Annotated in this window: 11 protein-coding genes; 10 read left to right on the top strand and 1 reads right to left on the bottom strand. The window is 70.9% G+C overall.

Features of this window, described 5'->3' with window-relative positions; genetic code table 11:
• Positions 1-350: 350 nt before the first annotated feature.
• From WA788_RS04345 to WA788_RS04355, 3 genes are all read left to right on the top strand, one after another.
• Positions 351-941, top strand: coding sequence for a PadR family transcriptional regulator (locus WA788_RS04345; RefSeq protein ID WP_335971772.1), 591 nt, complete (start codon positions 351-353; stop codon positions 939-941).
• A 72-nt stretch (positions 942-1,013) separates the two neighbouring features.
• Positions 1,014-2,096 (top strand): inositol-3-phosphate synthase, encoded by a 1,083-nt coding sequence (locus tag WA788_RS04350; protein WP_335971774.1) that lies wholly within the window; start codon positions 1,014-1,016, stop codon positions 2,094-2,096.
• Between the two features lie 162 nt (positions 2,097-2,258).
• Positions 2,259-3,581 carry an MFS transporter gene (locus WA788_RS04355; RefSeq protein ID WP_335971776.1) on the top strand — a complete coding sequence of 441 codons (1,323 nt, stop codon included), beginning with the start codon at positions 2,259-2,261 and terminating at the stop codon, positions 3,579-3,581.
• 154 nt (positions 3,582-3,735) lie between these two features.
• Here WA788_RS04355 and WA788_RS04360 read toward each other — a convergent pair whose 3' ends face one another.
• Positions 3,736-5,181 carry a CCA tRNA nucleotidyltransferase gene (locus tag WA788_RS04360; protein ID WP_335971779.1) on the bottom strand — a complete coding sequence of 482 codons (1,446 nt, stop codon included), beginning with the start codon at positions 5,179-5,181 and terminating at the stop codon, positions 3,736-3,738.
• Between the two features lie 203 nt (positions 5,182-5,384).
• Between WA788_RS04360 and WA788_RS04365 the strand changes: the two genes are divergently transcribed.
• The 7 genes from WA788_RS04365 to trxA all read left to right on the top strand — a co-directional run bounded on the left by WA788_RS04365 (position 5,385) and on the right by trxA (position 15,540).
• On the top strand, positions 5,385-7,742 hold the full coding sequence (locus tag WA788_RS04365) for a DUF6049 family protein (RefSeq protein WP_335971781.1): 2,358 nt from the start codon (positions 5,385-5,387) through the stop codon (positions 7,740-7,742).
• Between the two features lie 26 nt (positions 7,743-7,768).
• Positions 7,769-10,297 carry a murein biosynthesis integral membrane protein MurJ gene (gene murJ, locus WA788_RS04370; RefSeq protein ID WP_335971782.1) on the top strand — a complete coding sequence of 843 codons (2,529 nt, stop codon included), beginning with the start codon at positions 7,769-7,771 and terminating at the stop codon, positions 10,295-10,297.
• Positions 10,298-10,435: 138 nt separating this feature from the next.
• Positions 10,436-12,331: a protein kinase family protein gene (locus WA788_RS04375; RefSeq protein ID WP_335971785.1), complete on the top strand. Its 1,896-nt coding sequence runs from the start codon at positions 10,436-10,438 to the stop codon at positions 12,329-12,331.
• 18 nt (positions 12,332-12,349) lie between these two features.
• On the top strand, positions 12,350-13,105 hold the full coding sequence (gene sigM, locus WA788_RS04380) for an RNA polymerase sigma factor SigM (protein WP_335971787.1): 756 nt from the start codon (positions 12,350-12,352) through the stop codon (positions 13,103-13,105).
• Positions 13,102-14,049: an anti-sigma factor family protein gene (locus WA788_RS04385; protein ID WP_335971790.1), complete on the top strand. Its 948-nt coding sequence runs from the start codon at positions 13,102-13,104 to the stop codon at positions 14,047-14,049. The genes sigM and WA788_RS04385 overlap by 4 nt, the downstream gene beginning before the upstream one ends.
• Positions 14,050-14,185: 136 nt before the next feature.
• The gene (gene trxB, locus WA788_RS04390) at positions 14,186-15,136 is read left to right on the top strand and encodes a thioredoxin-disulfide reductase (RefSeq protein ID WP_335971792.1); all 951 of its coding nucleotides are present in this window, start codon (positions 14,186-14,188) and stop codon (positions 15,134-15,136) included.
• A gap of 56 nt (positions 15,137-15,192) precedes the next feature.
• Positions 15,193-15,540 (top strand): thioredoxin, encoded by a 348-nt coding sequence (gene trxA, locus WA788_RS04395; RefSeq protein WP_335971794.1) that lies wholly within the window; start codon positions 15,193-15,195, stop codon positions 15,538-15,540.
• The last annotated feature ends 42 nt before the right edge of the window (positions 15,541-15,582 follow it).

Genomic DNA, 15,582 nt, shown 5'->3' on the forward strand with positions numbered 1-15,582 from the left:
ACTCCTCGACAGGCGGGATCGCCTGAAGGCATCGGTGACATTCCGGTCGGGTCCCCCTGCGCGCGGCTGGATCGGGCCGCACTGCACCAAGGATCATGACGCGTCCTGACGCCGCGGGGTTCCCGGTGCTCCGCATGGCGAACAGAGTACGCACGGTCAAATGCCGCTCGGCGCGAACGTTCGTCACATATCGGGCAGTTGGCTGCTCACAGGTTTGCCGATGTGACGCCGGTCACCGTAACCCGCCTTGCATGATGTCTCAGCCCGTTCTATCGTCACGATGTATCGGCTCGATACATCGGGTCGACACACACGCAGCACATCCGATCGGGAGACGAGGGGACGAGGGATTGAGCAAGCGCTCCGGAATCCTCGAGTTCGCGGTTCTCGGTCTGCTGCGTGAGTCCCCGATGCACGGCTACGAGCTGCGCAAGCGGCTCAACACATCGCTCGGGGTGTTCCGCGCCTTCAGCTACGGGACGTTGTACCCGTGTCTGAAGCTGCTGGTCGCCCAGGGGTGGCTGATCGAGGAATCCGCGCTGGACGGCGACCCGCTGACCGCGCCCCTCGCCGGCCGCCGAGCGAAGATCGTCTACCGGCTGACGGCCGCGGGCAAGGAGCACTTCGAGGAGCTGCTCTCCAACTCCGGCCCGGACGCCTGGGAGGACGAGCACTTCGCCGCCCGGTTCGCCTTCTTCGGCCAGACGTCGAAGGACGTCCGGATGCGGGTGCTCGAAGGGCGGCGCAGCCGCCTGGAAGAGCGCCTAGAGAAGATGCGCGGGTCATTGGCCCGCACCCGCGAGCGGCTCGACGACTACACGCTCGAGCTCCAGCGGCACGGCATGGAATCGGTCGAGCGCGAGGTCCGGTGGCTCAACGAGCTGATCGAGACCGAGCGGGCCGGACGCGTGGAGCGCCCGGCTTCCGAGCGGGACGTCTAGACAACAACCAAGAGAACGGCGGCCGACCCGGGATCGGGGAACCGCGTGACTATTTCACAAGGAGCAACCGGTATGGGTTCGGTCCGCGTAGCCATTGTCGGCGTGGGCAACTGCGCCACCTCGCTGGTGCAGGGTGTCGAGTACTACAAGGACGCCGAACCGGACAGCAAGGTGCCTGGTCTCATGCACGTGCAGTTCGGTGAGTACCACGTGCGTGACGTCGAGTTCGTCGCCGCCTTCGACGTGGACGCGAAGAAGGTCGGCCTCGACCTCGCCGACGCCATCGGCGCCAGCGAGAACAACACCATCAAGATCGCCGACGTCCCGCAGACGGGCGTGACGGTCCAGCGCGGCCACACCCTCGACGGTCTCGGCAAGTACTACCGCGAGACCATCGAGGAGTCCGACGAGACCCCGGTCGACGTCGTCCAGATCCTCAAGGACCGCAAGGTCGACGTCCTGGTCTGCTACCTGCCGGTCGGCTCCGAGGACGCGGCGAAGTTCTACGCCCAGTGCGCCATCGACGCCAAGGTCGCCTTCGTCAACGCCCTCCCGGTCTTCATCGCGGGCACCAAGGAGTGGGCGGACAAGTTCACCGAGGCCGGTGTGCCGATCGTCGGCGACGACATCAAGTCCCAGGTGGGCGCCACCATCACGCACCGCGTGCTGGCGAAGCTCTTCGAGGACCGCGGTGTGGTCCTGGAGCGCACCATGCAGCTGAACGTCGGCGGCAACATGGACTTCAAGAACATGCTCGAGCGCGAGCGCCTGGAGTCCAAGAAGATCTCCAAGACGCAGGCCGTCACCTCGCAGATCCCCGACCGCGACCTCGGCGCCAAGAACGTGCACATCGGCCCGTCCGACTACGTCCAGTGGCTCGACGACCGCAAGTGGGCGTACGTCCGCCTCGAGGGCCGCGCGTTCGGCGACGTCCCGCTGAACCTGGAGTACAAGCTCGAGGTCTGGGACTCCCCGAACTCCGCCGGCGTCATCATCGACGCGCTGCGCGCCGCGAAGATCGCCAAGGACCGCGGCATCGGCGGCCCGATCCTGTCGGCGTCCTCGTACTTCATGAAGTCCCCGCCGGTGCAGTACTTCGACGACCAGGCCCGCGAGAACGTCGAGAAGTTCATCCGCGGCGAGGTCGAGCGCTGACACCCCGTCCGGTCCGTACCGCCGGCCACCGTCCGGCAGCCGTGCACGCTGAAACGGTGGCCGGTGGGACGGCGATGTGACGGTCGGTGGACCGACCCGATCGACTGAGCAGAGCCCCGGGGTACGTCCCCGGGGCTCTGTCCGTCGTGTGAAGGTGTGCACATGGGTGTTCTGCGTGACCTTCGGGTGCTGCTGCGGCTGCCGGACTTCCGGCGGCTGCTGGCGGTACGGCTGCTGTCGCAACTCTCCGACGGCGTCTTCCAGGTCGCGCTGGCCGCCTACGTGGTCTTCTCGCCCGAGAAGCAGGCGTCGCCCGGGGCGGTCGCCTCCGCGATGGCGGTACTGCTGCTGCCGTACTCGCTGCTCGGCCCGTTCACCGGTGTGCTGCTCGACCGCTGGCGGCGGCGCCAGGTGCTGCTGTACTGCAACGCGCTGCGGGCCGTGTTGTCCTGCGGCACCGCCGGGCTGATCCTGCTCCATGTGCCGGACTGGCTCTTCTACCTGTCCGCCCTGTCGGTCACCGGCGTCAACCGGTTCGTACTCGCCGGACTGTCCGCCGCGCTGCCGCGGGTGGTGGACGGCGAGCGCCTGGTGACGGCGAACTCCCTGTCCCCCACAGCGGGCACGCTCGCCGCCGCGGTGGGCGGCGGCGCCGCGTTCGTGGTGCACCTCTTCCACGCCGCGGGAGCGGGCGCCGACGCGGCCACCGTATTGCTGGCCGCCGCGCTCTACCTGTGCGCGGGCCTGTCCGCGCTCACCCTCGGCCGCGACCTGCTCGGCCCGGACCTCCGCAGCGGCCGGACCCGGGTGCTCGCCGAACTCGCTGGCACCGCGCGCGGCCTCGCCGCGGGACTGGGGCACCTGCGGCAGCGACCGGCCGCCCGCTCGGCGCTCTCCGCGATGACGGCGATGCGGTTCTGCTACGGCGCCCTGACCGTCACACTGCTGATGCTCTGCCGCTACGCCTGGTCCGACCCGTCCGACAGCGACGCCGGTCTGGCACTGCTCGGTGTCGCGCTCGGCCTGTCCGCCGCCGGCTTCCTCGTCGCCGCGGCCATCACCCCCTGGGCGACCGTCCGGTTCGGCACCAGCCGGTGGATCACCCTCTGCTCGGCCGCCTCCGCGGTCCTGCTGCCGCCGCTGGCGCTGCCCTTCACCCGGGCCCCGATGATGGTGGCCGCCTTCGCGCTCGGGATCACCACACAGGGCGCGAAGATCGCCACGGACACGGTCGTACAGACCCACGTCGACGACACCTACCGCGGCCGGGTCTTCTCGCTGTACGACGTGGCGTTCAATGTCGCCTTCGTCGGCGCCGCCGCGATCTCCGCGCTGATCCTGCCGTCGGACGGCCGGTCACCGGCGCTGGTGGTCGCCCTGGCCCTGATCTACGCGTCGGTCGGCTATGCGATGTTCCACGTGGAACATCGGCAGCATCGGCCGGTGATGTTCCACGTGGAACATGAAGCGGAGGAGAGCGGCTGAGGCGCGGGGGCGCGGCGCGAGGCAGGGCGGCAGGCGGCAGACGGCACCGCAGGGAGGCGTGAAAACGGGTCGATGTTCCACGTGGAACATCGACCCGTCGGATGCTTGCGGCCTGTCGTCCACCGCGGCCGACGGCCGTCGGCCGCGCAAGGGATCAGCCCTGCGCCGCCCACCACTCCTTGAGCGCCGCCACGGCCGCGTCCTCGCCGAGCGGGCCGTTCTCCAGCCGCAGCTCCAGCAGGTGCTGGTACGCCCTCCCGACCACCGGCCCAGGCGGCACCCCGAGGATCGCCATGATCTGGTTGCCGTCCAGATCCGGCCGGATCGCGTCCAGCTCCTCCTGCTCCTGCAGCTCCGCGATGCGCGCCTCCAGCCCGTCATACGTGCGGGCCAGCGCCGCCGCCTTGCGCTTGTTGCGGGTCGTGCAGTCGGAACGGGTCAGCTTGTGCAGCCGCTCCAGCAGCGGGCCGGCGTCGCGCACGTAGCGGCGCACGGCCGAGTCGGTCCACTCACCGCTGCCGTAGCCGTGGAAGCGCAGGTGCAGCTCGACCAGCCGGGAGACATCCTTCACCAGCTCGTTGGGGTACTTGAGCTTCGTCATCCGGGACTTGGTCATCTTCGCGCCCACCACCTCGTGGTGGTGGAAGGAGACCCGGCCGTCCGGCTCGAAGCGCCGGGTACGGGGCTTGCCGATGTCGTGCAGCAGCGCGGCCAGCCGCAACACCAGGTCGGGGCCGTCGGTCTCCAGGTCGATCGCCTGCTCCAGCACCGTCAGGGTGTGCTCGTAGACGTCCTTGTGCCGGAAGTGCTCGTCACGCTCCAGCCGCAGTGCCGACAGCTCGGGCAGCACCTGGTCGGCCAGGCCGGTTTCCACCAGCAGCCGCAGGCCCTTGCGGGGGTGGTCGGACAGCAGCAGCTTGTTCAGCTCGTCCCGGACCCGCTCCGCGGAGACGATCGTGATGCGGTCGGCCATCGCCGTCATCGCGGCGACCACCTCGGGGGCCACCTCGAAGTCGAGCTGCGCGGCGAACCGGGCGGCCCGCAGCATCCGCAGCGGGTCGTCGGAGAACGACGACTCGGGGGTGCCCGGTGTGCGCAGCACCCGTGCGGCCAGGTCGTCCAGGCCGTGGTGGGGGTCGACGAACCGGGTCTCGGGCAGCGCCACGGCCATCGCGTTCACCGTGAAGTCCCGACGGACCAGGTCCTCCTCGATGGTGTCGCCGTAGGACACCTCCGGCTTGCGCGAGGTCCGGTCGTACACCTCCGACCGGTAGGTGGTGACCTCGATCTGGAAGCTCCGGGGACGGCCGTCCCCGGCGGCGGGCACGTCCTTGCGGGCGCCGACCGTGCCGAAGGCGATACCGACCTCCCACACCGCGTCCGCCCACGGCCGCAGGATCTTCAGCACCTGCTCGGGCCGGGCGTCCGTGGTGAAGTCCAGGTCGTTGCCGAGCCGGCCGAGCAGGGTGTCCCGGACCGAGCCGCCGACGAGGGCGAGCTGGAAGCCGGCGGCGCTGAACAGCCCGCCGAGCTCTTCGGCCACCGGCTCGACGCGGTGGTGGGCCTGCGGGGACTGGGCGGCATTGCTGACGTTCGGCACAACGTCAAAGGGTACGGGGCCCGGGCGGGCGCCCGCGCGCCGGTTTCCCGAGAGCTGTGGCCTATCTGTGGCGGACGCCGGGCACTTGGACACCCCCGCGATCGTTAACATGCCACCACGCACTTCCGCAGGACGCACAACACATACGGACGACCGACCGGTGGCACTCACCGGCAGACGACGAACAAGGGACGGGCGAGCGCGTGGGCGAGGCGGCACAGGCAGCCGGTAGGGCTCCGACGGCACCGCGCCGGCGGTGGCTGCGGGGCACAGCACTGCTTGCCGGAGCCGCGCTCCTCACGGGCCTGCTGCAGGCCGTGGGAGCCACCGCCTCGCACGCCGTCCCGGAACTCGCCGCGACGGCCGCCACCGGCTCACGTGCGGCCGCGGTGACCATCGACGACCTGAGCCCGCGCATCCCGACCTCGGGCAGCACGATCACGGTGAGCGGCAGCGTCGTGAACAACGGCAAGTCCAAGATCACCGACGCGCGGATGGCCGCCCACGTGGCGCCCGGCGGCGCGGTGCACACGCGCAGCGCGCTGGAGAGCGAGGAGTCCAGGACCGGCTTCGACGTCGCCCTGGACGGCAAGGACATCAACGGCCACCAGGTCGACATGCCGGACCTGGCTCCCGGGCAGAGCGCGCCGTTCACCATGAAGATCCCGGTGAGCGCCCTCTACTTCGGCGACTCCGGGGGCGTGTACGTCGTCGGCATCGCCCTGGACGGCCAGAACGCCGACGTGGCCGCCGACCACGTCGTCGGCATCAAGCGGATCTTCCTGCCCTGGTACGGCAACAGCGGCGGCGCCAAGGCGACCAAGCTCACCAACCTGTGGCCGCTGACCGACCGGCCGCACATCGACCCGCGCGGCGACAGCGACTCCCAGCAGAGCCCGATCTTCACCGACGACGACCTGGTGAAGGAGCTGAAGCCCGGCGGCCGGCTCGGCCAGATGGTCAAGCTCGGCAGCACCCTGCCGGTCACCTGGGTCGTCGACCCGGACCTGCTGGCCACCGTGGAGGCGATGACGAAGCCCTACCGGGTGGCCGGTTCCGGCGGCGACGTCACCAACCCCACCCAGGGCACCGGCTCGGCGGTCGCCAAGCAGTGGCTGAACTCACTCAAGTCGGCGGTCGCGGGGCACCAGGTGGTGGCGCTGCCGTTCGGCGACCCGGACATCGCCTCGCTCGCCCACCACGCCAAGGGCACGACCAGCGACCTCGACCTGGTGAAGACCGGCACCGCGCTCGGCAAGACCACGGTCGACCTCATCCTCGGTGTGCAGTCCGTCACCAACGTGGCCTGGCCGGTCGACGGCGCGATCGACTCGTCCGTGGTGTCCGTGGCGCGCTCCTCCGGAGCGAAGCAGATCATCACCCGCAACGACTCCCTGCGGGAGCACGCGAGCCTCGACTACACCCCGACCTCGGCCCGCTCGATCGGGAGCGGCACCACCGCGGTGAACACCGACGCGGCGCTGTCCACGGCCTTCGACGGCGACATGGGCACGCAGCAGAGCTCCACCCTCGCGGTGCAGGACTACCTCGCGCAGAGCCTGCTGATCACCCTGGAGGCGCCGGACACCCAGCGCAGCATCGTGGTGGCGCCGCAGCGGACGCCGAGCATCGCGCAGGCCAAGGCGATGGCGACCGCGATCGACGCGGCGGACGGCAGCCAGTGGGCCGACTCGTCCGACTACGGCAGCGCGGTGAAGGCGACCGCCGACCCGCGGGCCAACCACAAGGTGCCCTCGTCGAGCTCCTACCCGAAGTCGCTGCGCAAGCAGGAGCTGCCCACCGACGCGTTCCGGCAGCTGCACCAGGTCCAGGTCAACCTCAACGACTTCGTGGTGATCCTCACCATCAAGGACCGCGTGACCGTGCCGTTCCGCAACGCGATGCTGCGGGCGACCTCCACCGGGTGGCGCGGCGACGCCGCCGGGGAGAAGGCGTACCGCGACTCGGTCGGCACCTATCTCACCGACCTGATCGGCTCGGTCCACATCCTGCAGAAGTCCGACCTCACGCTCTCCGGACGCAGCGGCACCATCCCGGTGACCGTGAAGAACGAGCTGGGGCAGCAGATCAACGGCCTGGTGCTGCGGCTCAGCTCGAACTCCAACATCCGGCTCAAGATCAAGGACCCCCAGCAGCCGATCACCATCGACGGCGGCCATACCCGTACCCTGAAGTTCCAGACCACGGCGAGCGCCAACGGTCCGGCGCAGATCACCGCACACCTCTACACCCAGAGCGGCGCGCTGTACGGCGACACGGTGGACTTCAAGGTCCAGCTCACCAACGTCACCGACCTGGTGATGCTGATCATCGCGGCCGGTCTGCTGCTCCTGGTGCTCGCCGGGGTACGGATCTATCGTCAGCGCAAGCGGCACGCGGCCGCCGAAGGCGGCGCGAACGGCGGCACCGGCGGCGGAGCGGACGGCGACGACGGTGGTGACACCGACGGCACCGGCCCCGAGCACCCGGGTGACCCTGCAGCTGACACCGGCCAGGACAGCACCGAGCCGTCCCCGGCAGGTGAGAAAGTGGACGGGTAGCCAGCGGACAATAAGGTGGGGCACTGATGAACGCGCCGTACGACGGTGACCGCGACGCTGCGGGCCAGATGCCTCACACGCCCGGCCAGCACCCCGCGCCACCCGATCCCTATGCGCAGGACGGTTACGCCTACCAGCAGCCGTACCCGCAGCAGCAGTACCCCCAGCCGGGCCCCGCGGGGCCCGGCCCCTCCGGCGACCAGTTCTACGACCAGTACGGCCAGTACGACCAGTACGGCCGGCCGGCGGCCCCGCAGCAGCACCAGCAGCAGTACCCGTACAACCCGCAGGCGCAGCAGCAGCACGGCGGCCAGCAGTGGCAGCCGGCCGGCTACCAGCCGATGACCTACGGCGACAACCCCGCCTCGCTCTACGTCGACGACCTCGGGCAGACCGGCGCGCTCCCCGTCTTCGACTCCTACGAGCACCTCTTCCGCGACCAGCAGCAGGGCGGCTACCCCGCGCAGCAGGACCCGCAGCAGCAGGGCCAGGGCTACCAGCAGGCGTACCAGCAGCCGCAGGACCCGCAGGGCTACTACCAGCAGCCCCAGCAGCCGGGCTACGACCAGTCCTACGGCTACCCGCAGGCCCCGGGCGAGGCCGCCGGCTACGCCCAGCCCGGGTACGAGGAGCAGCCGTACGGCCAGCCGACGACCTACCAGGGCGACCACCCCTACGGGCAGCAGGGCTATGCCGACCCCCAGCAGCCGGGCCCCACGCAGTACGGCCAGGGCACCGGGGCCGGATACGCCGATCCGCGGCAGGCCGATCCCCGGTACGCCCCGGCGTACCAGCCGCAGCCCGGGCAGCCCGTGCCCACGGGGGCGCCGGCCGGCGGCCCCGCGGACGGCACCATGCAGATGCCGCCGCGCGACGCCACCGGCCCGATCCCGGTCGTCGCGCCCGCCGCCGCCGGCGGCAAGGCCGGCAACATCCTCAAGTCCAGCGCGCTCATGGCCGCGGGCACCCTCGTCTCCCGGGTGACCGGCTTCGTGCGCACCCTGGTCATCGCCGCCGCGATCGGCGTGGCCACCCTCGGCGACTCCTACGCGGTCGCCAACACGCTGCCGACGATGATCTACATCCTCACCATCGGCGGCGGCCTGAACTCCGTCTTCGTGCCGCAGCTGGCCCGCGCGATGAAGAACGACGCGGACGGCGGCTCGGCGTACGCCAACCGGCTGCTGACCGTCGTCATGGTGGCGCTGGGCGGCATCGTGGCCGTCACGGTGGCCGGGGCGCCGCTGCTGATCAAGCTGATGTCCCCGAAGATCGCGCAGAACCCGGACTCGTACGACGTGGCGATCGCCTTCGCCCGCTACTGCCTGCCGACGATCTTCTTCATGGGCGTCCACGTGGTGATGGGCCAGGTGCTCAATGCCCGCGGCCGGTTCGGGGCCATGATGTGGACCCCCGTGCTCAACAACGTCGTGGTGATCTTCACCTTCGTGATGTTCATCTGGGTCTACGGCCCCTTCAGCAGCACGCGGATGGACTCCGGCACGATCACGTCGCAGGGCGTCCGGCTCCTCGGCCTGGGCACGCTGCTGGGCCTGGTGGTCCAGTCGGTGTCGATGCTGCCGTACCTGAGGGACGCGGGCTTCAAGTTCCGGCCGCGCTTCGACTGGCGCGGCCACGGCCTGGGACACACCGCCAAGCTCGCCAAGTGGACGTTCTTCTTCGTGCTGGCCAACCAGGCGGGCCTGATCGTCGTCACCGAGCTCGCCACCTGGGCGGGCGCGGACGCCGACAAGAGCGGCTACCAGGGCACCGGCATCACCGCCTACAACAACGCCCTGCTGATCTGGCAGATGCCGCAGGCCATCATCACCGTCTCGGTGATGGCGGCGGTGCTGCCGCGGATCTCCCGGGCGGCGGCCGACGGCGACATCGCGTCGGTCCGCGACGACATCTCCTACGGCCTGCGGACCTCGGCGGTGGCGATCGTGCCCGCCGGCTTCGCGTTCCTGGCGCTGGGCGTGCCGATGTGCGGCCTGCTGTACGCCAGCACCGGTGCCGAGTCCGCCCGCAACATCGGCTTCACCGTCATGGCGTTCGGCGTCGGGCTGATCCCGTTCTCGGCCCAGTACGTGATCCTGCGCGGGTTCTACGCCTTCGAGGACACCCGCACCCCCTTCTACAACACGGTGGTGGTGGCCGCGGTGAACGCGCTCGCCTCCGTCGTCGCCTTCCTGGTGCTGCCCACCCGCTGGGCCGTGGTCGGCATGGCCTTCTCCTACGGCCTCGCGTACGCGGTCGGGGTCGGGGTGGCCGCCAAGCGGCTGCGGGCCCGGCTGCAGGGCGACCTGGACGGGAGAAGGGTGATGCGCACCTACGCCCGGCTGGCCGGCGCCTGCCTGCCTGCGGCGGTGCTGGCGGGGATCGCGGTGATCGTCATCCTCAAGGCGCTCGGCGGGGGCGCGGCCGGCTCGCTGGCCGCCCTCGTCGTCGGCGGCGGGCTGATGATGGGCGTGTTCGTGATCGCGGCGAAGCGGATGAGGATCGAGGAGATGACCGCGATGATCGGGATGGTGCGCGGCCGTCTGGGCCGCTGACGGACCGGATGGGCGTTCCTCTTCCCTCCCGCACAACCTTCTCGGTGGACTGTGTGTCGTGCAGAGAGCCGGAGTGCGGGCACAATTGTCATCGGCGTGACGTGAGAACGTGCAATGGATGGGGAGGCAGGAACGACGGTGGCGGATCGGAGCACGGCCGCCGTCGGAGTGGCCAACGAGGGCGGCGAGGCTTCGTCCTCCGCCCGGCAGGGCGGCACTCCCGACGGCACCACGACGGACGAGCAGACCAGCGGCACCGCCGAGGACACCACAGCCCAGGAGCAGCCCGACACCAAGCCCGCCGTCGAACCGATCGCGGGGCCGCCGAGCGAGAGCACAGCGCAGGACACCGTGCAGTTCGACGCCGCGGCCGACGACGAACCTGAAGCCGCCGAAACCGCCGAAGCGTCCGAGCCGGCCGAACCGACCCGGCATCTCGCCGCCGGCAGTGCGACCAAGGCTGCCACCAAGACCGCGGACGCGCCGTCCGCGCCCGCACCGACCCCTGCCAAGCCCCGGATCGCCGCCCCCGATCTGCACAGCGGCCACAAGCTCGCCCGCCGCTACCAGCTCGCCGAGTGCGTGACCCGGGTCGACGGCTTCAGCAGCTGGCGCGCGGTCGACGAGAAGCTGCGCCGGGCGGTCGGGGTGCATGTGCTGCCCGCCGACCACCCGCAGGCCCGCCCGGTGATGGCCGCGGCCCGCTCCGCCGCGCTGCTCGGCGACCCCCGCTTCGTCCAGGTCCTCGACGCCGTCGAGGACAACGACCTCGTCTACGTGATCCACGAGTGGCTGCCCGACGCCACCTCGCTGGCCGACCTGCTCAGGACCGGCCCGCTGGAGGCCCACGAGGCCTACCAGATGGTCAGCCAGGTCTCCCAGGGCATGGCGGCCGCCCACCGCGAGGGCCTGTCGCACCTGCGGCTCGACCCCGGCGCGGTGCTGCGCACGGTATCCGGCCAGTACCGCATCCGCGGCCTCGCCGTCGCGGCCGCCCTGCGCGGCATCACCTCGGACCAGCCGCGCCGGCAGGACACCGAGGCGATCGGCGCGCTGCTGTACGCCGCGCTGACCCAGCGCTGGCCCTACGAGGAGGACGAGCACGGCCTGACCGGCCTGCCCAAGGGCGTCGGGCTGATCGCGCCGGACCAGGTCCGGGCCGGCGTCCACCGCGGCCTGTCGGAGATCGCGATGCGCGCCCTCGCCAACGACGGTGCCACCGCCTCCCGCGAAGAGCCGCCCTGCACGACCCCCGAGGAGCTGGCCAAGGCCGTCGCGGGCCTGCCGCGTGTCCGGCCGCCGGAGCAGCCCTCGCCGGCCTACGGTGTGGCGGCGCTCCAGCGGCCCCCCGCACCGCCGGGCCCCCGTGCCCCCCGCCAGGCGCCGGTGCCGGCCGGACCGCCGCCCGCACTGCCCGGCCGCACCGGGCAGGCGCTCAAGTGGGCCGTGGCCGCGCTGCTGATCGTCGCCATCGGCCTGGGCAGCTGGCAGCTCGCGGACACCCTCCAGTCCCGGGAGGGCGGCTCCGCCACTCCCACGCCCACCAGCCAGAAGGGCGGCCAGGCGCAGACAGGACCGACCGCCGGACCGCTCACCATCGCCACGGCCAAGGACTACGACCCGTTCGGCTCGGACGGCAGCGAGAACCCGGACTCGGTCAAGTTCGCCTACGACGGCAAAGCGTCGACCTCCTGGGAGACCAGCTGGTACACCGACGCGCACTTCGGGAACCTCAAGTCCGGGGTGGGGCTCATCCTGGACCTGGGCAGCACCAAGAACGTCAGCAACGTGAAGGTGGACTTCCTCGGGCAGACGTCGGTGGACCTGATGGCGGCGCCCGCGTCGACTTCTACGATGCCGACCGACTTCAGCGCCTTCAGCAAGGTCGCCAGTGGGAGCGGCACCGAGGTGACGCTCACCCCGAGCAGCAAGGTGTCCGCCCGCTTCCTGCTGGTCTGGCTCACCGCGCTGCCGCCCACCTCGGACGGCCACTTCCGCGGCCAGGTGTCCGAGGTCCACGTCACGGGCAGCTGATCACTCGACGGTCGGCGGATGAGGGGGCCTGCGGTGGAGGGAAGCGCGCTCGGTGACGCCGAGCTTCTGGCCCGTCATGTCGCGGGCGATCCCGACGCCTTCGGGGAGCTGGTACGGCGTCACCGGGACCGGCTCTGGGCGGTCGCCCTGCGCACCCTGGGGGACCGGGAGGAAGCCGCTGACGCGGTCCAGGACGCCCTGGTGTCCGCCTTCCGCTCCGCCCACACCTTTCGGGGCCAGTCGGCCGTCACCACCTGGCTGCACCGCATCACCGTGAACGCCTGCCTGGACCGGGTGCGCCGGGCCGCCTCCCGCCGTACGTCGCCGGTCGCGGACGAGCAGCACCTCGACGCTCTCCTCGAGCCGCACGAGTCCGCGGAGGCACCGGCGGAGCGCGGTGAGTTGCACCGGGAGTTGCTGGCGGCGCTCGCCACCCTCCCGGTGGAGCAGCGTGCCGCCCTGGTTCTCGTCGACATGCAGGGTTATCCCGTCGCCGAGGCCGCCGCAGTCCTGGACGTACCGGTCGGCACCGTGAAGAGCCGCTGTGCCCGCGGCCGGGCCAGGCTGCTGCCGCTCCTGAGCCATCTGCGGGCCGGGGCGGCACAGCCGTCGTCGCCGGCCACGTCCGTCGCGGGTGACCGGTCCGCCGCGGACGGGCCGCCCGTCGACCGGCCGCCCGGGCCGCGGTCCGCCGCGGGGAGCGGACGGAACCGGGCGGAGGGGACAGCCGTCCCACCGACAGGCTCGACGCAGGACGGAGGTGGACACCGATGACATCGGCACCCGAGAACGGGGGACATCCCGAGGTCGCGGAGATCTCCGATCTGACCGAAGACCTGCTTCCACCGGAGCAGGCGGCACAGGTCCGTCGGCATCTGGCGGGCTGCCCGACCTGCGCCGACGTGCTGACCGCCCTCACCGAGATCAGCGGGCTGCTCGGGGAGCTTCCGGTGCCCGAGCCCATGCCCGCGGACGTGGCTGCCCGCATCGACGCGGCCCTGGTCGTCGAGGCGGCGGCCGAAAGCAGCGCGGCCGACGTTCCCCAGCGCGATGTTCCACGTGGAACGTCGGCGGGTGGGGCGAGTCGTGTTCCACGTGGAACATCGACCTTCCCCGCGGCCCCGGACGGTCGTCCTGCCGCGGGCACGGGTCCCGGACGGGCCGGCCGGACACGGCGCCGGAGCATCGTGCTTGCGGCCGGCTTGGCGGCCGGTGCAGTGGTGCTCGGCGGCGTCGTCTACGGCGTGGTGTCGGCCGGAAGCTCGTCAAGCGAGGGTTCCAGCACGTCCGATGCCCGGCGGGTGGCCTCCGCTCAGGTGTCGGGGTCGATCGAGGAGCAGGTGCGGCAGTTGCTCGCCACGCCCTACTCGCCGAACCGTGCCGCCGGCGGTGACGGCGGCACGACCGTGGCACCCGATCTCGGCAACACCCCGATGATCGAGGGGAACGGCACCGGTCCGGAGGCGGGCACACCGAGCCACGGGCAGAAGCAGGATCAGAACGGGACCGACGCGCCCTCCTGCGTGCTCAAGGCCACACAGCGGAGCGAGACGCCGTTGGCGGTCGGCGCCGACCGCTTCCAGGGCACCGCGTCCTATCTCGTGGTGCTGCCGCACCCGGCCGACAGCAGCCAGGTGGACGCGTATGTCGTCGATGCCTCGTGTTCGGCCGGCAGTCCGGGCACCGTGCTCTTCCAGAGCACCTATCCGCGACGCTAGGGGGCCTCCGCCCCGGCTCCGAGGGCGCGCACGAGCGGCGTACCGACAGGGGAATGCGCGGCCCGTAGTATCCGTTAGGCAGGACGAGAGTCCAGCCAGGGCCCCGCAGCAGTTCGCAGAGACGAGGAAGACATCCGTGACCGACGTCCGTAATGTGATCATCATCGGCTCAGGGCCCGCGGGTTACACCGCGGCGCTCTACACGGCGCGTGCCTCTCTCAACCCGCTGGTCTTCGAAGGCTCCGTGACCGCGGGTGGAGCGCTCATGAACACCACCGAGGTGGAGAACTTCCCCGGGTTCCGGGACGGCATCCTCGGACCCGACCTGATGGACAACATGCGGGCTCAGGCCGAGCGGTTCGGCGCGGAGCTGATCCCGGACGACATCGTCGCAGTCGACTTCAGCGGTGACATCAAGACGGTCACCGACTCGGCCGGGACGGTCCACCGGGCACGGGCGGTCATCGTGACCACCGGTTCGCAGCACCGCAAGCTGAACCTGCCCAACGAGGACCAGCTCTCCGGCCGCGGCGTCTCATGGTGTGCCACCTGCGACGGCTTCTTCTTCCGCGACCAGGAGATCGCCGTCATCGGCGGTGGCGACACCGCGATCGAGGAAGCGACCTTCCTCTCGCGGTTCGCGTCGTCGGTGAAGATCGTGCACCGCCGGGACACCCTGCGGGCGTCCAAGGCGATGCAGGAGCGGGCGTTCGCCGACCCGAAGATCTCCTTCGTCTGGGACAGCGAGGTGAAGGAGATCAAGGGCGAGGGCAAGCTCGCGGGCCTGACGCTGCGGAACACGAAGACCGGCGAGACCTCCGAGCTGCCGGTCACCGGGCTGTTCATCGCGATCGGCCACGACCCGCGGACCGAGCTGTTCAAGGGCGTGCTCGACCTGGACGCCGAGGGGTACCTCACCGTCCAGTCGCCGACCACCCGCACCAACGTCCCCGGGGTCTTCGCCGCGGGCGACGTGGTGGACCACACCTACCGTCAGGCGATCACCGCGGCCGGCACCGGCTGTTCGGCCGCGCTGGACGCCGAGCGCTACCTCGCCGCGCTCTCCGATGCCGAGAAGACCGCCTGACCTCGCGTCAGCGCTTTCTGACCCTCCATCCGCACCCGAAACTGAGGAGGCCCACCGTGGCCGAGAACACCGCGGGCAGCACCAAGCCCAAGCCCGTGACCGACGCAACCTTCGCGCAGGAGGTCCTCGCCAGCGACAAGCCCGTGCTGGTCGACTTCTGGGCCGAGTGGTGCGGCCCGTGCCGCCAGATCGCCCCGTCGCTCGAGGCAATCGCCGCGGAGCACGCGGACGCCATCACCATCGTGAAGCTCAACATCGACGAGAACCCGGTGACGGCCGCCAAGTACGGCGTCATGTCGATCCCGACGCTGAACGTCTACAAGGGCGGCGAGGTCGTCAAGACCATCGTCGGTGCCAAGCCGAAGGGCGCCCTGGTGAAGGACCTGTCCGACTTCATCGGCTGACCTTCGCCAGGCCGGTCGGCCGGTAGGACAACGGCGGCGGTC

This window comes from Streptomyces sp. CA2R106 (genome assembly GCF_037034245.1).
Classification (GTDB): Bacteria; Actinomycetota; Actinomycetes; order Streptomycetales; family Streptomycetaceae; genus Actinacidiphila.